The 22,609-nt window shown below is 65.4% G+C and carries 21 protein-coding genes and 1 pseudogene; 18 read left to right on the top strand and 4 right to left on the bottom strand.

Going from position 1 to position 22,609, the window contains the following annotated elements; all coding sequences use genetic code 11:
* The first annotated feature begins 5 nt into the window (after nucleotides 1-5).
* The 8 genes from IEV83_RS13030 (at nucleotide 6) to IEV83_RS12995 (ending at nucleotide 7,611) form a co-directional block, all read left to right on the top strand.
* Nucleotides 6-1,145: an extracellular solute-binding protein gene (locus IEV83_RS13030; protein WP_181759910.1), complete on the top strand. Its 1,140-nt coding sequence runs from the start codon at nucleotides 6-8 to the stop codon at nucleotides 1,143-1,145.
* A gap of 87 nt (nucleotides 1,146-1,232) precedes the next feature.
* On the top strand, nucleotides 1,233-2,333 hold the full coding sequence (locus tag IEV83_RS13025; RefSeq protein ID WP_181759911.1) for an ABC transporter ATP-binding protein: 1,101 nt from the start codon (nucleotides 1,233-1,235) through the stop codon (nucleotides 2,331-2,333).
* Nucleotides 2,330-3,685, top strand: coding sequence for an aminotransferase family protein (locus tag IEV83_RS13020; RefSeq protein WP_181759912.1), 1,356 nt, complete (start codon nucleotides 2,330-2,332; stop codon nucleotides 3,683-3,685). The genes IEV83_RS13025 and IEV83_RS13020 overlap by 4 nt, the downstream gene beginning before the upstream one ends.
* Before the next feature lie 14 nt (nucleotides 3,686-3,699).
* Nucleotides 3,700-4,626, top strand: a complete 927-nt coding sequence (gene kce, locus IEV83_RS13015; RefSeq protein WP_181759913.1) for a 3,5-dioxohexanoate:acetyl-CoA acetone transferase — start codon at nucleotides 3,700-3,702, stop codon at nucleotides 4,624-4,626.
* Nucleotides 4,623-5,114 carry a GNAT family N-acetyltransferase gene (locus IEV83_RS13010; RefSeq protein ID WP_181759914.1) on the top strand — a complete coding sequence of 164 codons (492 nt, stop codon included), beginning with the start codon at nucleotides 4,623-4,625 and terminating at the stop codon, nucleotides 5,112-5,114. Before kce ends, IEV83_RS13010 begins: the two co-directional genes overlap by 4 nt.
* Complete coding sequence (locus IEV83_RS13005) at nucleotides 5,111-6,133, top strand: histone deacetylase family protein (protein ID WP_181759915.1); 1,023 nt, start codon at nucleotides 5,111-5,113, stop codon at nucleotides 6,131-6,133. Before IEV83_RS13010 ends, IEV83_RS13005 begins: the two co-directional genes overlap by 4 nt.
* Nucleotides 6,130-7,236, top strand: a complete 1,107-nt coding sequence (locus IEV83_RS13000) for an NAD(P)/FAD-dependent oxidoreductase (RefSeq protein ID WP_181759916.1) — start codon at nucleotides 6,130-6,132, stop codon at nucleotides 7,234-7,236. The genes IEV83_RS13005 and IEV83_RS13000 overlap by 4 nt, the downstream gene beginning before the upstream one ends.
* A 21-nt stretch (nucleotides 7,237-7,257) precedes the next feature.
* Nucleotides 7,258-7,611, top strand: a complete 354-nt coding sequence (locus IEV83_RS12995) for a RidA family protein (protein ID WP_181759917.1) — start codon at nucleotides 7,258-7,260, stop codon at nucleotides 7,609-7,611.
* Between the two features lie 94 nt (nucleotides 7,612-7,705).
* On the opposite strand, the gene IEV83_RS12990 is transcribed toward IEV83_RS12995, so the two are convergent.
* The 3 genes and pseudogenes from IEV83_RS12990 to IEV83_RS20370 form a co-directional block, all read right to left on the bottom strand.
* Nucleotides 7,706-8,293, bottom strand: a complete 588-nt coding sequence (locus IEV83_RS12990) for an acyl-CoA dehydrogenase family protein (protein ID WP_280514002.1) — start codon at nucleotides 8,291-8,293, stop codon at nucleotides 7,706-7,708.
* 56 nt (nucleotides 8,294-8,349) lie between these two features.
* Complete coding sequence (locus IEV83_RS12985; protein WP_244628193.1) at nucleotides 8,350-9,066, bottom strand: LysR substrate-binding domain-containing protein; 717 nt, start codon at nucleotides 9,064-9,066, stop codon at nucleotides 8,350-8,352.
* Between the two features lie 12 nt (nucleotides 9,067-9,078).
* Nucleotides 9,079-9,270: pseudogene (locus IEV83_RS20370) on the bottom strand (LysR family transcriptional regulator); the annotation flags it as partial.
* 337 nt (nucleotides 9,271-9,607) lie between these two features.
* On the opposite strand from IEV83_RS20370, the gene IEV83_RS12980 reads away from it, so the two are divergent.
* Together IEV83_RS12980 and IEV83_RS12975 are read left to right on the top strand one after the other, a co-directional pair.
* Nucleotides 9,608-9,901, top strand: coding sequence for a thioesterase family protein (locus tag IEV83_RS12980; RefSeq protein WP_181759920.1), 294 nt, complete (start codon nucleotides 9,608-9,610; stop codon nucleotides 9,899-9,901).
* 79 nt (nucleotides 9,902-9,980) lie between these two features.
* Nucleotides 9,981-10,922 carry a DMT family transporter gene (locus IEV83_RS12975; protein WP_181759921.1) on the top strand — a complete coding sequence of 314 codons (942 nt, stop codon included), beginning with the start codon at nucleotides 9,981-9,983 and terminating at the stop codon, nucleotides 10,920-10,922.
* A 302-nt stretch (nucleotides 10,923-11,224) separates the two neighbouring features.
* On the opposite strand, the gene IEV83_RS12970 is transcribed toward IEV83_RS12975, so the two are convergent.
* On the bottom strand, nucleotides 11,225-11,959 hold the full coding sequence (locus IEV83_RS12970) for an IclR family transcriptional regulator (RefSeq protein WP_244628183.1): 735 nt from the start codon (nucleotides 11,957-11,959) through the stop codon (nucleotides 11,225-11,227).
* A 211-nt stretch (nucleotides 11,960-12,170) separates the two neighbouring features.
* Here IEV83_RS12970 and IEV83_RS12965 point away from each other — a divergent pair, with 211 nt between their 5' ends.
* From IEV83_RS12965 to IEV83_RS12930, 8 genes are all read left to right on the top strand, one after another.
* A complete protein-coding gene (locus tag IEV83_RS12965; protein WP_181759923.1) occupies nucleotides 12,171-13,685 on the top strand; it encodes an ABC transporter substrate-binding protein in 1,515 nt (504 codons plus the stop codon).
* Between the two features lie 128 nt (nucleotides 13,686-13,813).
* Nucleotides 13,814-14,731, top strand: a complete 918-nt coding sequence (locus tag IEV83_RS12960; protein ID WP_181759924.1) for an ABC transporter permease — start codon at nucleotides 13,814-13,816, stop codon at nucleotides 14,729-14,731.
* A gap of 1 nt (nucleotide 14,732) precedes the next feature.
* Nucleotides 14,733-15,629 carry an ABC transporter permease gene (locus IEV83_RS12955; RefSeq protein WP_244628182.1) on the top strand — a complete coding sequence of 299 codons (897 nt, stop codon included), beginning with the start codon at nucleotides 14,733-14,735 and terminating at the stop codon, nucleotides 15,627-15,629.
* A gap of 13 nt (nucleotides 15,630-15,642) precedes the next feature.
* Complete coding sequence (locus tag IEV83_RS12950) at nucleotides 15,643-16,644, top strand: ABC transporter ATP-binding protein (RefSeq protein ID WP_181759926.1); 1,002 nt, start codon at nucleotides 15,643-15,645, stop codon at nucleotides 16,642-16,644.
* Nucleotides 16,641-17,633: an ABC transporter ATP-binding protein gene (locus IEV83_RS12945; protein WP_181759927.1), complete on the top strand. Its 993-nt coding sequence runs from the start codon at nucleotides 16,641-16,643 to the stop codon at nucleotides 17,631-17,633. Before IEV83_RS12950 ends, IEV83_RS12945 begins: the two co-directional genes overlap by 4 nt.
* A gap of 79 nt (nucleotides 17,634-17,712) precedes the next feature.
* Nucleotides 17,713-19,260, top strand: coding sequence for a gamma-glutamyltransferase (locus IEV83_RS12940; RefSeq protein ID WP_244628181.1), 1,548 nt, complete (start codon nucleotides 17,713-17,715; stop codon nucleotides 19,258-19,260).
* 2 nt (nucleotides 19,261-19,262) lie between these two features.
* Complete coding sequence (locus tag IEV83_RS12935; RefSeq protein ID WP_181759929.1) at nucleotides 19,263-20,654, top strand: M20 family metallopeptidase; 1,392 nt, start codon at nucleotides 19,263-19,265, stop codon at nucleotides 20,652-20,654.
* A gap of 435 nt (nucleotides 20,655-21,089) precedes the next feature.
* Nucleotides 21,090-22,607, top strand: a complete 1,518-nt coding sequence (locus IEV83_RS12930) for a GMC oxidoreductase (protein ID WP_188478605.1) — start codon at nucleotides 21,090-21,092, stop codon at nucleotides 22,605-22,607.
* The last annotated feature ends 2 nt before the right edge of the window (nucleotides 22,608-22,609 follow it).

Here is a 22,609-nt window from a genome sequence, read left to right as displayed (position 1 = left end):
AAACCATGGACAATACAAAACGCTACGAACGCTTGCGCGAAAGGTACATGAACGGCGGCATCGACCGGCGTTCCTTCCTGGGGCTGATCGGCGCCGCCGGTCTGGCCTATGGCGTGCAGACGCCCTTCGCCCGCCATGCGCTGGCGGCCACCGAGCAGGTGCGCTTCGACGGCTGGGGCGGGGTGGTCTCCGAGGCGTTCCGCAAGCACGCCTTCGACCCCTACACCAAGGCCAGCGGCATCAAGGTGGTGGATGGCACCTTCGGCGGCGGCGATGAGTTCCTGTCGCGGGTCAAGGCGAGCCAGCCGGGCGAATACAACATCGCCCATCTGTCCGGGGTGTTCGACTATGCCCGCTACCACGGGCTCGGCCTCAGCTCGACGCTGAACGAAAAGAATATCCCGAACCTTGCCAATGTGATCCCCAAGCTGGTGGATGTGTTCCGCAAGGTGACCGACGGCTCGCTCTCCTGCGTGCCCTATGACTATGGCACCACCGGGCTTGCCTATAACCGCAAGTACATCTCCGACGACGAGATGAAGGAGAAGGGCGTGAAGATCCTGCTCGACGAGCGCTTCAAGGGCAAGATCGCCGGCTGGAGCGACTGGCGCACGCGCATCTGGTACGCCTCGCTGCAGACCGGGCAGGACCCGAACGGGGCCACCGACATGGATGCGATCTGGGACGCGCTGCGCGCCCACCGCGATCTCCTGTTGAAATACTGGAGCTCCGGTGCGGAGCTGATGAGCCTTCTGGCGGAAGAGGAAATCTACGTTACCGAAGCCTGGTCCGGCCGGGTGCATGCCCTGCAGCAGCAGGGGCATGACATTGGCTACATGGACCCGCCGAACGGCTTTGGCTGGCAGGAATGCCTGTTCGTCATCAAGGGCTCGCCGATGGAGCCCTGCGAAGAACTGCTCAACTTCATGCTGGCGAAGGAGACCTCGATCGCCGTTGCCGAGGGGCAAAGCTATCCGCCGGCGCTCGATCCCAACAAGGTCGAGCTGGGCAAGATCATCCCGACCCTGCCGGCCTTCGATCCGACCGGTACGCTCGACGGGCTGACCTTCGCCGATCCGGCTTACTGGAACGGCAACGAACAGAAATGGTCGAAGGCCTTCAGCCGCATCCAGAAGGGCTACTGACGCCATCGCATCACCAACGGTGTTCCCGCGTGCCGCTGCGCACGTGGGGACACCGGCTGACCTCAAGGACCGGATCGGAGATCGCCCGTGGGCGCCGTCAGTCTCACCAATATCGTCAAGAATTTCGGAAGTTTCACCGCGGTTCAGCGCATGTCGCTGGACATCCCGGAAGGAGCGTTCGTCAGCCTGCTCGGCCCTTCGGGCTGCGGCAAGACCACCACCTTGCGGATGATCGCCGGCCTGCTCGATCCGAGCGAGGGGGATATCACCATCGCCGGCCGGCGCGTCAACGATGTGCCGATCCACAAGCGCAATCTCGGGCTGGTGTTCCAGAACTATGCGCTGTTTCCGCACAAGACCATCGCCGAGAACGTTGCCTTCGGCCTGAAGTTTCGCGGGGTCTCCCGCGACGACCGGGAGAGGCGGGTGCGCGAGGCGCTGGAGCTGGTGCAGCTTCCCGATGTCGGGTCGCGTTATCCGGGCCAGCTTTCCGGCGGCCAGCAACAGCGCATCGCACTGGCGCGGGCGATTGTCATCGAACCGGACGTGCTTCTGCTCGATGAGCCGCTGTCGGCGCTGGATGCGAACCTGCGTGAGGATATGCGGGTGGAGCTGAAGCGGATCCAGCAGCGGGTCGGCATCACCACCGTGTTCGTCACCCACGACCAGTCCGAGGCGCTGGCCCTGTCCGACCATATCGTGGTGATGAGCAAGGGGCGGGTGGAGCAGACCGGCGCGCCGGAAGACGTTTACACGACGCCGGCGACCGAGTTCGTTGCCCGCTTTCTCGGCGCCTCGAACATTGTCGAGGCCCGTTGCCTCGCCGTCGATGGCGACGGGGTGACGGTGGAAGGGCCCGGTGTCGGCCGTCTGACCCTGCCGCGCGAGCGGGCGCCGCAGGTTGCGGGGCCGGGGCCGGTGAAGCTCGCCGTGCGGGCGGAAAAGCTGAAGCTGGAGCCTGCCGGAACGGCGGGCACGGCTCCGGATGACGCCGACGATCTGATCCTCGACGGGCTGGTCGAGACGGTCGACTATCAGGGGCTCGCGGCCCGCTATTTCCTGCGCGTCGGCGACGTGCAGCTTCAGGCGATCAACATGATCGACAGCCATCCATTCGCGGAAGGGGAGCGGGTCTCGCTCCGCCTGCGCCCGCGTGATTGCACCCTCCTTGCCGGATCCACGCAATGACGACCCAAGCCAAGAGCCATCTGTTCTACCAGAGCCGCAACCGCCGACCGGTGCTTGATCGCGCCCGGGGTATCTACATGTGGGATGTGGAGGGCCGGCGCTACATCGACGGCTCCTCCGGCGCCATGGTCTGCAACATCGGTCATTCCAATCCGCGGGTGCTGGAGGCGATGCGCCGGCAGATGGAAAAATCCACCTTCGGCTACCGGCTGCATTTCGAAACCGAACCGGCGGAGCGGCTGGCCGCGCGCACGGCGATGCTGGCGCCGGAGGGGCTGGAGAAGGTGTTCTTCGTCTCCGGCGGCTCGGAGGCGGTGGAAAGCGCCATCAAGCTGGCGCGGCAATACGCGGTGGCGATCGGCCAGGCGCAGCGCAGCAAGGTGATCTCGCGCGAGCCGAGCTACCATGGCTGTACCCTCGGGGCGCTGGCGCTCACCGGCTATGCGCCGCTGGTCGCACCCTTCGAGCCGATGATGCGGCCGATGCCGAAGATCCCGGCGCCGCGCGCCTATCTCGACGGGCTCGATCCGGACAGTGAGGCGACCGGCCATCACTATGCGGACATGCTGGAAGCGCGGATTCTGGCGGAAGGGCCGGAAACCGTGCTGGCCTTCCTCGTCGAGCCGGTGGGCGGGGCCTCGACCGGTGCCTTGGTGCCGCCGGCCGGCTACATGCGGCGTATCCGCGAGATCTGCGACCGCTATGGCGTGCTTCTGATCCATGATGAGGTGATGTCCGGCGGCGGGCGCACCGGACGGTTCTTCGCCGGTGAGCATTTCGGCGCGGATCCGGACATTCTGGTCGTCTCCAAGGGGTTTGCCGCCGGCTATGCGCCGCTCGGGGCGATGATCGCCCATGACCGGATCGTCGAGCCGGTGCTGGATGGCGGCGGCTTCCTGCACGGTTTCACCTACGCGGGGAATCCGCTGGCCTGCGCCGCCGGGCTCGCGGTGCTGGAGGAAATCGAGACGGAGCAGCTTTCCGGTAACGCGGCCGTGGTTGGCGAACTGCTGAAAAGCCGTCTGGAGGAGCTGGCCGCCCGCTATCCGATCATCGGCGATGTGCGCGGCAAGGGGCTGCTGCTCGCCTTCGAACTGGTGGCCGACCGGGGCACCATGGCGCCATTGCCGCCGGAGCTGAAAGCCTATGACCGGCTGGTGGAGCTGGCCTACGAAAACGGGCTGATCATCTATTCCCGGCGCACCCGGGGCGGGTACTCGGGCGATCATTTCCTCGTCTGTCCGCCGATGATCACCACCCCGGCGCAGGTGGAAGAGATCGTCGCGGTGCTGACCCTGACGCTCGACCAGTTCGTCGCCGAGGTGGCGCCGCACCTGACCGATGCGGCCTGAAGGACCTGAGCCCCATGAGCAAGACAATCATCACCTGCGCGGTGACCGGGTCGATCCACACGCCGACCATGTCGCCGCATCTGCCGGTGACCGGCACGGAGATTGCCGATCAGGCGATTGCTGCCGCCGAGGCCGGGGCGGCGATCCTGCACCTGCATGCCCGCGATCCGCAAACCGGGGCCCCGTCCGCCCGGACGGAGGATTTCATGGGCTTCCTGCCCCGCATCCACCGGGAGAGCGCGGCGGTGATCAACCTGAGCACCGGCGGCAGCGCGGTGATGACGCTGGATGACCGGCTGGCGGCGCCGCGTGCGGTGGCGCCGGAAATGTGTTCGCTGAACATGGGCACGATGAATTTCGCGCTCTATCCGATGGCCGCCCGTTACACGGAGTGGAAGCACGACTGGGAACAACCGTTCCTGGAGGGCTCGGACGATCTGGTGTTCAAGAACACGCCGCGCGACATCGCCCGGGTGCTCGACGAGCTGGGCGCGCAGCGCGGTGCCCGGTTCGAGTTCGAGTGCTACGACGTGGGGCATCTTTACATGCTGCGCCACTTCGCCGACCGGGGGCTGGTCAAGCCACCGTTCTTCATCCAGTTCGTGTTCGGCGTTCTCGGCGGCATCGGCGCGGATCCGGACAATCTGGCGCATATGAAGAAGATGGCGGACAAGTTGTTCGGCGACAGCTACATCTTCTCCGTGCTTGCCGCCGGTCGCCAGCAGATGCCCTTCGCGGCCATGTCGGCGGCCATGGGCGGGCATGTGCGGGTCGGACTGGAGGACAGCCTGTTCATCGGTCGCGGCGAGCTGGCGCGGGAAAACGCCGATCAGGTTCGCAAGATCCGCACAATCGTGGAGGAACTCGGCCGGACGGTGGCGAGCCCTGCGGAGGCGCGCGCCATGCTCGGCCTGAAAGGTGCGGACAAGATTTCCCTATGACATGCAATGGCATTTCCATCCGGCTGGCGGCCAAGGCCGATGCCGGCCGGTTCAACGACGCGCTGGCGCAGCTCTCGCACGACCTTGGCGACCCGCATGGAACCCGGCCGGAGGACCTTGTGCGCCACGGCTTCGGCACCTCGCCGATCCTGCGCGGCCTCCTGGCGGAAACGGAGGCGGGCGCCGTGGTCGGGGCGCTGCTGTGCTCGCCGATGTTCTCCACCGTGTCGGGCGGGGCGGGGCTCTATGTGTCCGATCTCTGGGTGTCCGACGCGGCGCGCGGTGCGGGGCTCGGGCCGCGCCTTCTCGCCGCTGCCATCAAGACGGCGCCGGCGGACTGGAACGTGAAGTTCCTGAAACTGTCGGTCTATGACAACAGTCCGCGTGCCCGGGCGTTCTACGACCGGCTCGGCTTCGCGCCGACGACCGGCGAGACGGTGATGCGTCTCGATCATCTTCACTTCGACGGACTGACGGGGGAGCCATGAAAGCGATATTCGACCAGCGCCAGGAACAGCACGATCCCAAGCACTTCATGGCCAATGGCGCGCTGCTCGCCAATCCGGAGCAGCCGGCGCGGATCTCCGCGCTTCTTTCGGGCGCGCAGGCGGCCGGCTGCGACATCGCCGCGCCGGCGGATCACGGGATGGGGCCGATTGCCGCCATCCATTCGCCAGAATACCTGGTGTTCCTGCAAACGATCCACACCCGCTGGAGCCGCATTGCGGGCGCGTCGGAGGAGGTGATCCCCAACATCCATCCGGACCGGCGCACCGCCAGCTACCCGCGCTCGGCGGCGGGCCAGGCAGGCTTCCATCAGGCCGATACTTCCTGTCCGATTTCCGCCGGAACCTGGGAGGCAGCCTACTGGTCGGCGCAAACCGCGATCACCGGCGCCGATCTGATGCGCGGCGGCGCCCGCTCCGCCTATGCCCTGTGCCGGCCACCGGGGCACCATGCCTTTGCCGATCTGGCCGGCGGGTTCTGCTTTCTCAACAATTCAGCGATTGCCGCCGAACGGCTGCGCGCCCATGGGCTGCGGCCGGCGATCCTCGATATCGACGTGCATCACGGCAACGGCACGCAAGGCATCTTCTATGAGCGCGGCGATGTGCTGACCGTGTCGATCCATGCCGATCCGGTGCGGTTCTACCCGTTCTTCTGGGGCCATGCCTCGGAGCGGGGCGAAGGCGCCGGGCGCGGCGCCAACCTCAACCTGCCTTTGGTGCGCGGCACCGGTGATGACGCCTATCTGGAGACGCTGGAAACGGCGTTCGCGCATATTCGCGCTTTCGGCACGGACGTTCTGATTGTCGCGCTGGGCCTTGATGCCTATGAGAATGATCCGCTGAAGGGGCTGGCGATCACCACCGGGGGATTCGGGCGGATCGGCGCAGCCATTGGCGGGCTTGGATTGCCGACGCTGCTGGTGCAGGAAGGCGGTTATCTTGCGCCGGAGCTTGGCGACAACCTGGCGAGTTTCCTGAAGGGGTTCGAAGCGGAATGACGACGACAGCGGATATCCTGGTGATTGGTGGCGGGATCGCCGGAATCGGCGTGGCGGCGCGCCTGTCCGGATCGGCCAGCGTGGTGGTGCTGGAGAGCGAGGACGTGATCGGCCGGCATGCGACCGGCCGTTCGGCGGCGATCTTCATCAAGAACTACGGAAACGCCACATTGCGGGCGCTGAACGCGGCCTCCGAACCGCTGCTGGCGACCGGTGGAGACCTCTCCGACACGCCCTTCCTGACCCCGCGCGGGGAACTGGTGGTCGCCACCGCCGGCGAGGAAGGTGATCTGGAGAGCTACCTTGATGGCTCCGACGGGCTGGAGCGGCTGACCCCCGCCGAGGCGGTGGCGATGTTCCCGATCCTGAACCCTGAGTATGTGGTGGCTGCCGCGCTGGAGCGGGCGGCGCAGGATATCGACGTCGACCGGCTGTTGCAGGCCTACGCGCGGATGGCGCGGCACAACGGCGCGCGGGTCGTCGCTTCCGCTCCGGCCATGAACATCACCCGCACCGGCGGTGTCTGGCAGGTGGAGGCGGGCGGGGAGACCTATGCCGCGCCGATCCTCGTCAACGCGGCGGGTGCCTGGGCGGACACCGTCGCCGAACGTGCCGGGGTGCGCCCGGCCGGGCTGGTGCCGCTGCGCCGCTCTGCAGCGATCCTGCCGGCGCCGGAAGGCTGCGACGTGACCGGCTGGCCGGCGCTCGTCAGTGCCAGCGAGACCTGGTACGCCAAGCCGGAGGCGGGCAAGCTGATGGTCTCGCCGGCGGATGAGGATCCGGTGGAGCCGCATGACGCCTGGCCGGAAGACATGGTGCTGGCCGAGGGGCTGCACCGCTACGAACAGGCGATGACCGTGCCGGTAACCCGGGTGGAGCGGAGCTGGGCCGGCCTTCGTACCTTCACCGCCGACCGCACGCCCGTGGTCGGCTTCGACCCGGAGGCGGACGGCTTCTTCTGGCTTGCCGGGCAAGGGGGGTACGGTATCCAGACCTCGCCGGTGCTGTCGGAACTGGCCGCCGCGCTGTGCCTGTCGCAAACCCCTGATCTGCCAGCGTCCTTGCTGGCGGCGCTTTCCCCTGCACGTCTTGCACGTGCCTGACCTCAAGAAGGATTGAAACTGATGTCCGATATCACCCGCATCGAACCGGGCGCCCGTATGAGCCAGGCCGTGGTTCACAATGGTGTCGCGTGGCTGGCCGGTCAGGTCGGCAAGCCCGGCGCCAGCGTGACCGAGCAGACCGAGGCCATTCTGGCGCGGATCGATGCGCTGCTGGCGGAGGTGAACTCCGACAAGTCGCGGCTGCTGCAGGCAACCATCTGGCTGGCGTCGATGGATGATTTCGCCGAGATGAACGCGGTCTGGGATGCCTGGGTCGACCCGGCCAATCCGCCGGCCCGCGCTTGCGGCGAATCCCGGCTGGCAACGCCGGATTACAAGGTGGAGATCCTGATCACCGCCGCCGTGAAGGGCTGACGCCCTCCGGCGCGCTATCAGGCCTCTAGATGACAGAGGGCCCGCCCGTCGGCTGTGACGGTGCGGGCCTTTCGCTTTTTGAGGTGGCGGCGGCTTATTCGGCCGCGGCCATATGCACCGGTGCGGCGTTGGCGTTGAGATGGTGCTGGTGGCGCATCTGATTGAAGATGTTGATGCGCTGGATGTCGCTGGTGCCGCCGGCAATGCGCATGCCCACCGCGTCGCGCAATTGGCGGCTGAGGTGGTTGTTCATGAAACCGAGATGGCCGTGCAACTGCACCAGGTGCTCGGCGGCCTCCAGCAGCTTTTCGCCCGCCAGGAACTTGCCGACCGAGCAGACGATGGACGCATCCTCGGTGTTGGCGGCCAGTTTCTCCAGCCCGGCATAGGTCATCAGCCGGCAGACCACCGAGGCGATCTTCATGTCGCTCATCCGGCCCTGAACATACTGATAATCGGCCAGCGGGCGGCGGAAGGCCTTGCGGCTTTCCACCCGCTGCATCGACTTTTCGAGCATGTTCTCGATCAGGCCGGAGGCCATGATGCCATAGAGAGCCCGTTCCGGCGCTGCCTTCCTCCCTAAGTGGCGCGTTCGAAGTTGCCGTCCGTGTCGTGACGCTGTGCGTTGGCGGCGGCCTGTTGGCCGATCCCGGCGTCGCGGGTGAACAGGTTCTGCTCGTATTCGCTGAGTTCGAAATCAATGCAGCTTGCCGCTGCGGAGCGCGGCCAGTCTACATCCTAGTCCGGATGATCGCCCAGTCCTGCAACGGTGGCATCTCCCTGCAGCGCTGGCGGTGTGGAAACCCCGACCTGAAAGGCGTGGGACAGGAAGGTCGCCAGCCGGACGATGCTGGCCGGGGCCTGCTGATTGACCTTCACCAGCAGCTCGGAGCTGTGCAGGTTGGGCAGGCCGTATTCCGGGCCGATGCGGATCAGGTCCTTGGGCACCGCCCGGTCGGGCAGGACACCGATGGCCTGGCGTTCCAGGATTGCCGTCTTCAGCGAGGAGAAGTTGTTGGAGCAATAGGCGATATGCCAGCGCTTGCCGATGGCGTTCAGCGCCTCGATGGCATTGCGCCGTACGCCGCACCCTTCGGGGAACAGGGCGAGGGGCAGGGGCGTGTCCATCGCCACCCGGGAATCCGGGACAGTGACCCAGCTCAGCCGCTCATCCAGCAGCTTCAGCCCGTCGATCCCCTCGTGCCGGGTCACGAAGGCGATATCGAGATCGCCCTGATCGATCATCTTCGACAGGGTGGTCGACAGATCGGTGACGATCTGCATCTCCGTCATTTCGTTGCGCTTGGAGAACTCGTTGATCACCCGGGGCAGCAGCAACTGGGCGTAATCGTCCGGCATGCCGATCCGCAGGGCCGTGACCGCGCTGGAGGTCTGGATTTCCTGAATCAGCGCATCGTTGAGACGCAAGATCTCGTTCGCATAGCTCTTGATCATCTCACCGTATTTCGTGAGACGAATTTCCTTCCCGTTGCCGCGGTCGAAAATTTTTTCCCCAACGATACTTTCAAGTCGTTTGATCTGAAGGCTGATGGCGGATTGGGTTCTGTGAATTTTCTCGCCCGCCGCCGTGAAATTCTTCATCTCCGAGACGACAACAAGCGTCCTCAGCAGGTCGACATCTACATTGATCAATCCCATGACGTTTCCTCATGCGATCTATTTTTCGAACTCATTTCAAAGGTCCGGTCAGGCTCGATAGGGTGAAATCAATCTGAAAGAGAAGCGGACGAACGTGCAACCATTAATTCAGGATTTTCGGGCCCTGGCCCGGCCAAATTTGCGCTGATCGGGAGGTTTGTCATGAACCCTGCGCTGCGTGTGATTTCGACAGGGGGATGCCTTCCTGAGCGGATCGTCGCAAATGACGAGATCCACTGCGAACGGAACGCGGCCACCGCCGCGACGATGGGGCGAGAATACCCCTGGGTATCTGCCAGCGCGTTCTTCGGCGATCGGATGCTGTTCGCAACCGCCGGTGCTCCTCTGGCTGGCGGAACTGGCCTGCATGCGGGCCATCGAGGGCACGCTGGAGGAAGGTCGGATGACCCTGGGCTTTGCCCATGACGTTCAGCATCTGGCGCCGACCCCGCTTGGCTGGACGATCCGTCTTGAGGCGGCGCTGGAGAAGATCGATGGCAAGTTGTTGACGTTCCTGATCGAGGGCAATGACGGGTCCGAGCGGATCCTGGCCGGGCGACATACCCGGGCCATCGTCGATCGGGACCGGTTCCTGAGCCGGTTCGAGGAAAAGAGTTGCAGCCATGTCTGAGCCCCTCGCATCCGCCGCACCCACTCACACACCGGCCCGGAGCAGCGGTTCGCTCCGGGCCATACGGGACCGGTTCGCCATGTTGACATCGCACCAGAACTTTCGCGCCTATGCCATGCTCGTCACCGGCGGGGTGTGCCTTGGCATGTCGCCGGTGGTGGTCAAGGCCCTGCCGATCTCCGCCGATCTCTCCGCGTTCTACCGGGTGGCCTTTTCCGCGCCGCTGTTCATGCTGTGGGCGCTCTGGGACCGGCCCAATGCCGCGCGCTGCGCCGAAGCGGGCGAGGGGGAGCCAGCGGCGCCTGCGGCGGCAAAGCGCATGCTTTACATGCTCTACGGGCTGGCGGCGCTGCTGTTCGCGGCGGATCTGGTGGCCATGCATGTGGCCATTCGCCTGACCAATGCCTCGATTGCCACCCTCTTCACCAATTGTGCGCCGTTCTTCGTCGGGGTCTACGGTATTCTCGGGCTCACCGACCGGCCGAAGCGCGCCTTCTGGCAGGCGCTGCCGGTGGCGCTTGTGGGCGCGACGCTGCTGGTTGGGGTGTCGGCCCTGACCTCCGGCGGCGATCTTTGGGGCGATGCCATTGCCTTGCTCGCCGGGGCCTTCTACGCCGCCTATCTGGTGACCGTTCGGCAACTGAAGCTGGCGGGGGCCTCCTCCGTCTCGATCATGGTGATCGTCACCGCCGGCAGCGCCCTGTGCCTTCTGCCGCTGGTGTTCCTCGGTGGCGGTTTCGTCTCCGCCTCGCTGCCGACCTGGGGACTGATCGCCGTTCTGGTGCTGATCGGGCAGGTGGCCGGACAGGGACTGGTGACCGGGGCGCTGAAGCATCTGCCGGTGACCTCCAGTTCCATCGTGCTCCTGATCCAGCCGGTGGTGGCGGCACCGCTGTCCTGGATCTTCCTGTCGGAGACCCTGAGCCTTTTGCAGATCACCGGTATGGGGCTGGTGCTGTTTTCCATCGCCGTGGTGGTGCGGCCGCAGCGACGCGAGGTGGCGGCGGAGGCGGCCAGCTAGCTGTGGCGGTCTGAACGTTGCCCATTCGGACCGAACCGAGGAGACTGGGGTTGCCAAGCTTCAGCAGTCATTGGACGGCCCGAATGGACATCCGCAGGAAAGTCGGGCTGACGCCTTTTCGTCGAGTGTACGGATCGCTGTCGGGTGTCGAAGGCCGGCTTTCCCAAGCCCATGCGGCGGGGCCTGGGCGGCGCTCGGCGCGTCTTCGCTGCTGACCCTTGCCGGGCTTGCTCTCTACCTGTGGATGCGGCCGGCTCCGCTGGAGGACGGCTGAGGTCCTTGCCGGATGGGTGGAAAGCGGGTCAGCGGACGCTCGGCGTGATGCTGTTGGCGGTGTCGAGCAGGAAGGGCACGATGTCCTGTTCGACCTTCTCCCGGGTCCAGTGATAGGCGGAGACCGAGCAATGCACGGCGGCCACCGGCCGGCCATCCGCGCCGATGATCGGTGCGGCAACGCCGATTTCCTTGAGAATCAGCTCATTGCGGGAAAATGAGTAGCCCAGGTGGGCCGCTTCCTCGACAAGCTCGGAGATCCTGTCGCGATCCTGGGTCGTTTCCGGGGTGAAGCGGGTCAGGGGCCAGTTTTCAATGCAGGCACGGCGCTCGGTTTCTGGCAGTGTCGCCAGGATCGCGCGCCCCCCCGAGGTGTTGAGGGCGGGTACCCGGCGGCCGACCAGCGTGGCCGCGAAAGTGGTCCGCTGGCAGGGGATTCGCGCGACATAGACAATGTCGGAGCCGGAGAGTTCCGCCATGTTGATCGTCTCGCCAAGTCGGCCGGACAGTTCGATCAGCTTGGGCATCGCCAGTTGCACCACCGGGTCGGACCACAGGTAGGCATAGGCCATTTCCGCGAATTTATGCGAGGGGCGAAAGCGCCGGGTTGCCTCATCCTTCATCAGATAGCCGGTCTGGTGAAGGGTGTTGGCGAAGCGCTGGGTCGCGCTTTTGTCCAGGCCGGTACGCTTTGCCAGCTCACTCAGGCCGAGGCTGTGATGCTCTTCGTCAAAAGCTTCCAGAAGCCGGAGTCCCTTGGCCAAGGAATTGACAAATAAGGTGTCTTGCTTCCGATCCGCCGTGGACATCGTGCTTCTCCCTCACGCTGAACCGTTTTTCTACCTGGCGGCTCTTGACGAATTTATCTGAAGTAATGTGAAATACCACTATCAAATACATTGTATCGCAATATGATACAATGAAAATGATCACGCCGGCGTTCGGGAGCGCCGCGGCAGCCCAAGTGGAGGATTCATGAAATCGCTTTCCCTGAAATGCGGCGTAGCCGCTCTTGCGTTGATGGTCGCGGGTGCGGCTCATGCGGGCAAGTCGGACGACACGCTGAATGTCGCCTTCACCAAGGAGCTGGAAAACGTCGACAGCTACTTCAACTCCTCGCGTGAGGGTGTGGTGATGCAGCGCGCGGTCTGGGACGGGCTCGTCTACCGCGATCCGGTGACCAACGAGTACAAGGGCAACCTGGCCACCTCCTGGGAGTGGATCGACGACCTGACGCTGGAGTTCAAGCTGCGCGAGGGCGTCAAGTTCCACAATGGCGAGGAATTCGACGCCGACGATGTGGTCTACACCGTCAACTACGTCGCCGACGAAAAGAATGGCGCGAAGACCCAGCGTAACGTCAACTGGATGAAGTCGGCGGAGAAGGTCGATAAGTACACGGTGCGGATCTCGCTCAAGAAGCCGTTCCCGGCGGCGATCGAGTTCCTGTCCGGCCCGGTGTCCATGTACCCGAACGAGTATTATGCCGAGGCCGGCCCGACGGGCATGGGTCTGAAGCCGGTGGGCACCGGTCCCTACAAGGTGACCGAGGTGGAGCCGGGCAAGCATTTCGTGCTGGAAAAGTATGAGGGCTATCACGACAGCCCGAAGGGCCAGCCGGAGATCGGCAAGATCGACATTCGCACGATCCCCGATGTCAACACGCAGATGGCGGAGCTGTTCAGCGGTTCGCTCGATCTGATCTGGCAGGTGCCGGCCGACCAGGCGGGCAAGCTGGCGACCATGGACCAGTTCACCGTCGCCAATGAAAGCACCATGCGCATCGGCTACCTGACGCTCGACGCGGCGGGTCGAACCGGAGAGAAGAACCCCTTCACCGACGTGCGGGTTCGCCGGGCGGTCGCCCATGCGGTTAACCGGGAAGCGCTGGTCGCGGCTCTCCTGAAGGGCAAGTCCAAGGTCATCAGCACGGCTTGTTTCCCCAGCCAGTTCGGCTGCTTCCAGGACGTTGCGAGCTATGACTACGATCCGGAAAAGGCCAAGGCGCTGCTCGCCGAGGCCGGCTATCCGGACGGCTTCGAGACGGACTTCTACGCCTATCGGGACCGGGAGTATGCCGAGGCGATCTCCAGCTTCCTGAATGCGGTCGGCATCAAGACCAACTTCCACATGCTGCAATACTCCGCCTTGCGCGAGTTGCGGATGAAGGGTGGCACGCCGGTGTCGTTCCAGACCTGGGGCTCCTACTCGATCAACGATGCCTCGGCGATCACCAGCCAGTTCTTCAAGTTCGGCTCGCTGGACGATTCTCGCGACGAGGAGGTGCGCGACTGGCTCGACGTGGCCGACAGCGCCACCGATCCGGAGAAGCGCAAGGAGTACTACGCCAAGGCTCTGACCAAGATCGCGGATCAGGCCTACTGGGTGCCGATGTTCTCCTACAACACCAACTACGTGTTCACCAACGAGGTGTCCTACACCCCGACGCCGGACGAGGTCCTGCGTTTCGTGGACATGTCCTGGAACTAGGCTGAACGGCTCTTCCGGCCGGGATCTGAAGGAAAGGTCCCGGCCGGTCGTCGTTCCTGGCCACGGATGGCGCCGGCCTCGGGTGGGTCGGTGCGGCCGTTGGCGTGCCCAACCCGCGGGATACTCCCTTGCTAAACTTCATCCTGAAACGGCTCGGCCTTGCCGTGCTCGTCGCGCTGACCGTATCGGCGATCAGCTTCAGCCTGCTGTTCATGGCGGGTGATCCGGCCGCGGCGCTCGCCGGCGAACAGGCCACCGATGTCGATATCGAAGCCATCCGCCGGCTCTACGGCTTCGACCGGCCCATGATCGTCCAGTATTGGGAATGGCTGTCGCGGGCGCTGCAGGGCGACTTCGGCGAAAGCTACTATTTCCGTCTGCCGGTCTCCGATCTGATCATGGAGCGGCTGTCGATCACCATGACGCTCGGCGTGTGCGGCATTTCCTTCGCGCTCTTGACGGCGGTGCCGCTGGGTGTCGTCGCCGCGATCCGTCCGAACTCGCTGATCGACCGTTTCGCGCTGTTCCTGTCGGTGATGGGCCAGGCGATGCCGAGCTTCTGGTTCGGCCTGATGATGATCGTCGTCTTCTCGATTCAGCTCAACTGGCTGCCGCCGTCCGGCACCAAGACCTGGGTGCACTTCATCATGCCGACCATCGTGCTGGGCTACTACGCCATGCCGGCGATCATGCGGCTGACGCGCGCGGGCATGCTCGATGTGCTCGGCTCGGACTATATCCGGACCGCGCGGGCCAAGGGCGCGGGCGAGGGGCGGGTGCTGTTCAAGCATGCCCTGCGCAACGCGATCATCCCGGTGGTGTCGTTGGCGGCGGTGCAGATGGGCTTCATGCTCGGTGGTTCCATCGTGGTGGAATCGATCTTCGCCCTGCACGGGGCGGGGTATCTGGCCTGGGAGTCCATCGGCCGCAACGACCTGCCGACAGTGCAGGCGCTGATCCTGATCTTCTCGATGTTCTACATCGTCTTCACATTCCTGTCGGACGTGCTGAATGCCTGGCTCGATCCGCGTATTCGGGTGGCTTGAGATGGCGCGCACAGCCGATACCCTCCTGGAGGACATCCAGGGCCCAACGCCCGGCCAGATGCTGCGCAAGCGGATCTTCGGTCATCAGGGACTCCTGTTCGGCGTGGCCGTTCTCGGCCTGCTGCTCTTGGTGGCGATCTTCGCCCCGCTGCTGGCGCCGCATGACCCTTACGCCCAGGACCTGCTCGCCCGGATGCAGCCGCCGGTGTTTCTCGGCGGTAGCTGGGAGCATCCGCTGGGCACCGACCATCTTGGCCGCGACTATCTCTCGCGGCTGATCTACGGCGCGCGGATTTCGCTGCTGATCGGCGGCTTCGCGGCGCTGATTTCCGGCTTGATCGGCACGGCCATGGGCGTTGCCGCCGGCTATTTCGGTGGCCGGGTCGACATGGCGGTGACCTTCCTCATCAACGTGCGGCTGGCCATGCCGGTGGTGCTGGTGGCGCTGGCCATCGTCGCCGTCTTCGGCGGCTCGCTGCAGGTGGTGATCCTGGTGCTCGGCTTCCTGCTGTGGGACCGGTTCGCCGTGGTGATGCGCTCCTCCACCTTGCAGGTGCGCTCGCGCGAATACGTCACCGCCGCCCAGGCGATTGGCTGTTCGACCTCGCGGGTGATCCTCAGCGAGATCATGCCGAACATCGTCAACAACCTGATCGTCGTGGTCACGCTGGAGATGGCTCACGCGATCTTGCTCGAAGCGGCGCTGTCGTTCCTTGGGCTGGGCGTCCAGCCGCCGACGCCCTCCTGGGGCCTGATGGTCTCGGAAGGCAAGCAGATGATGCTGTTCGAGCCCTGGCTGGTGGCCATTCCCGGCATCACCCTGTTCGTCCTGGTGCTGGCGATCAACCTGCTCGGCGACGGGCTGCGCGATGTCACCGCTCCCGAAAACCGCAGCTAAGGAGGAAAGCCCCATGAGTGAGCCTGTCCTCAGCGTCCGCAACCTGCGTCTCGACATCCCCACCGGAGCGGGCACGCTGCACGCGGTGCGCGGCATCGACTTCGATCTGGAACGCGGCGAAACCCTGTGCATCGTCGGCGAAAGCGGGTCGGGCAAGTCCCTGACCTCGCTGGCGATCATGGATCTGCTCAGCAAGCGCATCGAGCGCAAGGCCGACAAGCTGGTGTTCGACGGCACCGACCTCACCAAGGCCGGTGCCAAGAAGATGCGGGCGCTGCGCGGCGACCGCATGGCGATGATCTTCCAGGAGCCGATGACCTCGCTGAACCCGGCCTACACCATTGGCGATCAGTTGATGGAAGCCCTGCTGTTGCATCGCAAGGTCGGCAAGGCGGAGGCCCGCCGGCGTGCGGTGGAGCTTCTGGAAAAGGTCGGTATCACCGGTGCGGAGCGGCGTCTGTCGCAGTATCCGCACCAGCTCTCCGGCGGCCTGCGCCAGCGGGTGATGATCGCCATGGCGCTGATGTGCGAGCCGGAGCTCATCATCGCCGACGAGCCGACCACCGCGCTCGACGTGACCATTCAGGCGCAGATCCTGCGGCTTCTGGTCGATCTCACCCGGGAAATGAACGTGGCGATGATCCTGATCACCCACGATCTCGGCGTGGTGGCCCGTGTCGCCGACAAGGTGGCGGTGATGTATGCGGGCGAGCTGGTGGAGACCGGCACGGCGAAGAAGGTGTTCGACGCGCCGATGCATCCCTACACCCGTGGTCTGCTGCGCTGCATTCCGGTGCCGGGCAAGACCGAGCGCGGATCGGAGCTGGGCTCAATCCCGGGCATCGTTCCCTCCCTCGTGGGCAAGGTCAGCGGCTGCGTCTTCCGCACCCGCTGCGAGGAGGCCACCGAGGCGTGCCGTGGCGAGATTCCCTACCGGGAAAGCGCCGAGGGTCGTCACAATTTCCGCTGCGTGCATGAAACCGGCCGCCGGGCCGGTGTGGAGGAGCCGGCATGAGCGAAGGCAACGCATCCCCCCCGGTCCTGGAGCTGAGGAACGTCTCCAAGACCTATCAGATCAAGCAGGGCATGTTCGGCGAGCGCAAGCCGCTCAAGGCCGTCAATGACGTGTCCCTGTCCCTGCAGCGCGGCGACGTGCTCGGTCTTGTCGGTGAAAGCGGTTGCGGCAAGTCGACCCTTGCCAAGATCCTGCTCGGCCTTGAGGCGCCGACCAGCGGCGAGGTGCTGGTGGATGGCGAGCCGATCGGCGCCCAGAACCGGCGGTTGCTGGCCCGCCGGATCCAGCCGATCTTCCAGGATCCCTATTCCTCGCTGAACCCGCGCAAGTCGATCCGCGACATCATCTCGCTGCCCTTGCGGGTGCACGGGATCGGCGACAGCGCCTCGCAGGACAAGGCGGTGCGCGAGATCCTCGATGTGGTCGGTCTGCCATCGCGGGTGATGAACTCCTACCCGAGCCAGATGTCCGGCGGTCAGCGTCAGCGTGTGGCGATTGCCCGGGCGCTGATCATGAAGCCGGAGGTGGTCGTTTGCGACGAGCCGACCTCGGCGCTCGATGTGTCGGTGCAGTCGCAGATCCTCAACCTTCTGGGTGAGCTGCGCCGCGAGTTCGGCCTGACCTACCTGTTCATCAGCCACAATCTGGCGGTGGTGGAACATCTCGCGACCCGGGTGGCGGTGATGTATCTCGGCCGCATCGTCGAGGAGGCCCCGGTCGGGGCGCTGTTCGACGAGCCGCGCCATCCCTACACCGAGGCGCTGCTTGCTTCGGTGCTGACGCCGGAGCCGGACCTGGGTGTGCCGGATACCCATCTGGGCGCGACCTATCCGAACCCGATCGAGCCGCCCACCGGATGCCACTTCCATCCGCGCTGCGCCCGGGTGATGGAGCGTTGCAAGGGCGTTGCCCCGCAGATCACCTGCGATGGCGAGCACAGCGTCGAGTGCCATCTCTATGGCCGGGAGAGCGGTCAGGCGGTGGCCTGATCCGGGGCCTCCGAGATTGGGGGCAGTGGAACAAGAAAGACCCATTGTGAGCAGCAGTAATTTTTCGAAAACGCAGAGCGTGCGCAAATCCGTCCTGCGCACGCGGCATGGAGTGGTGGCCGCCCAGCATCGGCGCGCGGCGGAGGTTGGCGCCGAGGTGTTGGCCGCCGGCGGCGATGCGGTGGATGCGGCGGTGGCCGTGTCCTTCGCCATCGGTGTTGTGGAGCCGTGGATGAGCGGCCCGGGCGGCGGCGGCGCGATGATGCTGTGGCGCCAGGACGAGGGCCGGGCCTATGCGGTCAACTACGGCATGCGGGCGCCGAAGGCGCTCGATCCGGCGGACTATCCGCTTGAGGAAAACGGCACGGCGGGTGACCTCTTCCCGTGGAAGGCGGTGACCGGCAACCGCAACGTGGAAGGCGCAACGGCGATTGCCGTGCCGGGCACGGTCGAGGGGGCGGGCCAGGTGCATGAGCGGTTCGGCAAGCTGCCCTGGGCGGACCTGCTGCAACCGGCGGTCGGGCTCGCCAATGAGGGATTGCTGGTCGACTGGTACGCGGCGCTGATCATCGCCTCGGCGACCCGTTCGCTCGCTCGTGACCCTGATGCCGCCGCCCAGTATCTGGAGGATGGTCAGTGGCCGACCATCGCCGGCTGGACGGCGCTGGCGACCAAGCGCATCGACATGAGCGGCATGGCCGCGACCCTCGACCGGCTGGCCACGGCCGGCTACCGCGATTTCTATGATGGCGATATCGCCGCGATGCTGGTCAAGGACGTTCAGGCCAAGGGCAGCTCCCTTGGCCGCGATGACCTTGCCGCGTATCGGGCGGTGATCGAGGCGCCGCTGAAGCTGGCCTATCGCGATGCCCATATCCATGCGCTGCCGGGGCTGACGGCCGGACCGACGCTGGCGGAGGTGCTGGCCTCCCTGCAAGCGGAGCTTGCGCCGGGCGACCAGCCCGATGGCGCGGCGTTCGCCGCCTATGCACGGGCGCTGAAGGGCGCCTATCGCAGCCGGCTTGCGGGGATGGGCGATGGCGAGGCGCCGAGCGCGCCAGGGTGCACCACGCATTTTTCCATCGTCGACCGGCACGGCAACATGGTGGCGATGACCCAGACGCTGCTGTCGATCTTCGGCTCGCGGGTGGTATCGCCCTCGACCGGGTTGATGATGAACAATGGCATCATGTGGTTCGATCCAGAACCGGGCAAGCCCAACTCGCTGGGGGCAGGCAAGCGCTGCCTGATGAATGTCTGCCCGGTGATCGGCGAGAAGGGCGCGCGGCGTTTCGCGCTCGGCGCATCGGGAGGGCGCAAGATCGTCTCCGCCGTCAGCCAGCTTTCGTCGTTCCTCACCGATTTCGACATGAGCCTGGAAGAGGCGTTCCACGCGCCGCGCATCGATGTGTCCGGCGGCGAGACGGTGATTGCCGACGAGACGCTGCCGGGCGCGGTGATCGAGGCGCTGGCCGCCGATCAGCCAGTGACCACGACAAAACGCACCACGTTTCCCTATGCCTTCGCCTGCCCGACGGCGGTCTTGCGCGAGGGGGGCGAGAACATGGGCGCCACCGAGATCATGTCGCCCTGGGGCGATGCAGCACTTGAAAGGGAGGAAAGCTGATCATGGCATCGAGAGAGGGGGCGATTGCCCGGGCCGGAGCCTATTTCGATGAGGGCACGTTTCAGGAGGACCTTACCCGCCTCGTCGCCTTCGAGACGGAAAGCCAGAATCCGGACCAGAAGCCGGAGCTGCGCCGCTACCTGGACGAGGCGATGCTGCCTTGGCTGACCGAGCTGGGCTTCACCTGCCGGATCTTCGACAATCCGGATCCGCGCGGCGGGCCGCTGCTGGTTGGCGAGCGCATCGAGGATCCGGCTTTCGAGACGGTGCTGACCTATGGCCATGGCGATGTGATCCGCGCCCAGAGCGATCAGTGGCGCGAGGGCCTCGCGCCCTTCGCGCTGGTGGAGGAGGGCGATCGACTCTATGGGCGCGGCACCGCCGACAACAAGGGGCAGCATCTCATCAACATCGCCGCGCTGGCCCATGTGCTGGCCGAGCGCGGCAGCCTTGGCTTCAACGTCAAGGTGCTGATCGAGATGTCGGAAGAGACCGGCTCCGCCGGGCTCGCGGCGTTCTGTGCCGCCGAGCGCGAGTTGCTTTCCGCCGATGTGTTGATCGCCTCCGACGGCCCCCGGCTGCAGCCGGACACGCCGACCATGTTCATGGGCTCGCGGGGCGGGGTCAATTTCGACCTGATCGTCAATTTCCGCGAGGGCGCGCATCACTCGGGCAACTGGGGCGGGCTCCTGGCCGATCCGGCAACGGTGCTGGCCCATGCGATTGCCTCGATCGTCGACGCGCGCGGTCAGATCCGGATCCCGGAGTGGCGGCCGACCAGCCTGACGCCGGACATCCGCGCCGCGCTGCGCGACCTGCCGATCCTCAGCGAGGAGGGCAGCGGGCCTGACATCGACGAGGATTGGGGCGAGGAAGAGCTGTCGCCGGCCGAGCGGGTGTTCGGATGGAATTCCTTTGCCGTTCTGGCCATGAAGAGCGGTGTGCCGGAAGCACCGGTCAATGCCATCTCCGGCTGGGCGAAGGCGCATTGCCAGTTGCGCTATGTGGTGGGGACCGACACCGACGACATCCTGCCGGCCTTGCGCCGTCATCTCGATGCCCATGGCTTCCAGATGGTCGAGATCACCCCGGCGGACCGGGTGTTCTTCCGCGCCACCCGGCTCGATCCGAGCGACCCCTGGGTGACTTTCGTCGCCACCTCGCTTGAGGAGAGCGCCGGCAAGCCGCCGCATATCCTGCCGAACCTGGCCGGCTCGCTGCCCAACGACACGTTCAGCGAGATCCTCGGCCTGCCGACCGTGTGGGTGCCGCATTCCTATCGCGGCTGTTCGCAGCATGCGCCCAACGAGCATGTGGTGAAATCCACCTGCCGCGAGGCCTTGAGCCTGATGGCTGGCCTGTTCTGGGATATCGGCGCGCGCAAACCCGCCTGACGGGTCCAGACGCATCAATGGTGATATCGGAAAGGCGGTGGGGTCTCCCTGCCGCCTTTTTCGCTTTTTCTTCGATGCCCTGAAGGGGCTGGTTGTTGCCGCCGGTGTCATGAGGCGAGCCGGAATCCTTGAGTCATGCGAGGGGGTTTCGGGATTCCTTTGATGAAGTGATTCAATTGCCCCTCAGGCTTTGGATGAAGAAGGGGAAGGCGTGCTACCTCTTTTGGTCGGGTACTCCCGGTTGGACAGGTCATGGAAAATGTCCCGTTCCGTGCAACGACCGCGTCAGCGGGCCAGGAGGGGTGGAGGATCCGCGTGAGGGTTGAGACGATCGGGCCAGACCTGGCGGCCAATCCAGGTGTATGCGTGATCGGGGCAGGGCCGGTGGGCATCGCGCTCGCCATCCGTCTGGGGCAATCGCGGGGAAGGGTGCTGTTGATTGACGCGGGTCCGGCGGTGCCGAGAGCCGACGTCAGTGGCGCCTTTGACCTTGAGCTTGCGGACACGCTCACCCATGCCACTGCCGAGGAGGCAACGCGGCAGGGCTTTGGCGGAACGTCCAGCGCATGGGGTGCGCGCTGCTCTCCCTACGAGGCGGTGGATTTCAAGACGCGGGCTCACGTGCCTCATTCGGGCGCGCCGGTGGGGGCGGAGGACCTTGCCCCCTATGTCACGCCGACCGCGCGGTTTTTCGGGGTGGATGATCGCTTCGACAGCGGAGAGGGGGACGCGGCGGAGACACCGGTGCGGATCGACCGCTACATGCGCGTCAGCCCTTGCGCGGATATGGGGCGACGCTACGGCACTGATCTGGATGCGTCGGAGCGGGTCCTGTTGCTGCTGGAGACCCGGGTTCTGAAGCTTCACTTCGATCCCGCTTGCGGGGCCGTGACCCGGATTGACGCGCTGCGGCGCGGCGAACGCTACACCCTGACGCCCCGGGCCATCGTGCTGTGTTGCGGCGGTATCCAGAATGCCCGGTTGCTGCTCGACATGCAGCGCGCCCATCCGCGTTTTCTGGGCGGTGATGCAGGCCCGGTCGGGCGCTACTACATGGGGCACCTCTCCGGGAGCGTGGCGCGGATCGCCTTCCATCCGCCGGCCGCCGCGCGCCCGTTTCAGTTCAGCGCCAATCCGGACGGCAGTTTCGTCCGGCGCATCTTCACTTTTTCGCCCGCCCTTCTGGAGCAGGAAAAGCTGCTGAACATTTATTTCGCGCCGGTCAGCTATCCGCTGGGGGACCCGGGCTATCGCAGTTCCACGCTGTCGGCGCTTCATCTGGGGCTGTCGCTAAGGTTTCTCTCCACCGGGTACATGGGAAAGTTCCGCCCCGGTCACAAAGCGACGCCGTTCGATTTCCGGCTGGGCGTGCGTGCGCATGCGGGAAACATCCTGCGGCAGCCGGTCGCCGCCGTGACGGGGCTCTACCGGATTGGCCGGGAACGTCTGGGCTATACGCAGAGATTACCGCTGTTCCAATACGAGAACCCGGCCGGCATCTACGCCTTGCGCTATCATGCCGAACATGCGCCGAACCCGGAGAGCCGGGTAACGCTCTCAAACCGCTCGGACAGCGCGGGCATGCCGCTCCCGCGTGTGGATTTTCGCTATGCACCGATGGACATGGTGTCCGTGGAACGGGCGCATGAGGTGTTCGGGCGCTGGCTGGCCCAGTGCGGGGTGGCCCGGGTGCACTGGCTCCAGCCGGAAGACGACCGGCTGGCGCATATCCAGGTTCAGGCCAGCGACGGGTTTCACCAGATCGGTCTGACGCGCATGTCGGCGAGCCCGCGAAGCGGTGTGGTCGATGGCGACCTGAAGGTGCATGGGACGACCAATCTGTTCGTCTCCGGGGCCAGCGTTCTGCCCACCAGCAGCTATGCGCATCCCACCTTCACGGCGGTCAGTCTGGCCTTGCGGCTGGCGGATTTCCTGGCCGCCGGCTTTGTCTGAAC

Origin of the sequence: Stappia taiwanensis (genome assembly GCF_014635285.1) — a bacterium.
In the GTDB taxonomy this organism is placed as follows: domain Bacteria; phylum Pseudomonadota; class Alphaproteobacteria; order Rhizobiales; family Stappiaceae; genus Stappia; species Stappia taiwanensis.
The sequence above is the reverse complement of the archived record's forward strand: the minus strand, read 5'-3'. Positions and strand labels throughout refer to the sequence as shown.

What these genes read in the sequence shown, in the direction of transcription:
- IEV83_RS12950 (WP_181759926.1), top strand. Translation starts at nt 15,643, where the DNA reads ATGAGTGAGCCTGTCCTCAGCGTCCGCAACCTGCGTCTCGACATCCCC.
- IEV83_RS12965 (WP_181759923.1), top strand. Translation starts at nt 12,171, where the DNA reads ATGAAATCGCTTTCCCTGAAATGCGGCGTAGCCGCTCTTGCGTTGATG.
- IEV83_RS13010 (WP_181759914.1), top strand. Translation starts at nt 4,623, where the DNA reads ATGACATGCAATGGCATTTCCATCCGGCTGGCGGCCAAGGCCGATGCC.
- IEV83_RS13005 (WP_181759915.1), top strand. Translation starts at nt 5,111, where the DNA reads ATGAAAGCGATATTCGACCAGCGCCAGGAACAGCACGATCCCAAGCAC.
- IEV83_RS13030 (WP_181759910.1), top strand. Translation starts at nt 6, where the DNA reads ATGGACAATACAAAACGCTACGAACGCTTGCGCGAAAGGTACATGAAC.
- IEV83_RS13020 (WP_181759912.1), top strand. Translation starts at nt 2,330, where the DNA reads ATGACGACCCAAGCCAAGAGCCATCTGTTCTACCAGAGCCGCAACCGC.
- IEV83_RS12945 (WP_181759927.1), top strand. Translation starts at nt 16,641, where the DNA reads ATGAGCGAAGGCAACGCATCCCCCCCGGTCCTGGAGCTGAGGAACGTC.
- IEV83_RS12985 (WP_244628193.1), bottom strand. Translation starts at nt 9,066, where the DNA reads ATGATCAAGAGCTATGCGAACGAGATCTTGCGTCTCAACGATGCGCTG.
- IEV83_RS12995 (WP_181759917.1), top strand. Translation starts at nt 7,258, where the DNA reads ATGTCCGATATCACCCGCATCGAACCGGGCGCCCGTATGAGCCAGGCC.
- IEV83_RS12935 (WP_181759929.1), top strand. Translation starts at nt 19,263, where the DNA reads ATGGCATCGAGAGAGGGGGCGATTGCCCGGGCCGGAGCCTATTTCGAT.
- kce (WP_181759913.1), top strand. Translation starts at nt 3,700, where the DNA reads ATGAGCAAGACAATCATCACCTGCGCGGTGACCGGGTCGATCCACACG.
- IEV83_RS13000 (WP_181759916.1), top strand. Translation starts at nt 6,130, where the DNA reads ATGACGACGACAGCGGATATCCTGGTGATTGGTGGCGGGATCGCCGGA.
- IEV83_RS12975 (WP_181759921.1), top strand. Translation starts at nt 9,981, where the DNA reads ATGTTGACATCGCACCAGAACTTTCGCGCCTATGCCATGCTCGTCACC.
- IEV83_RS12955 (WP_244628182.1), top strand. Translation starts at nt 14,733, where the DNA reads ATGGCGCGCACAGCCGATACCCTCCTGGAGGACATCCAGGGCCCAACG.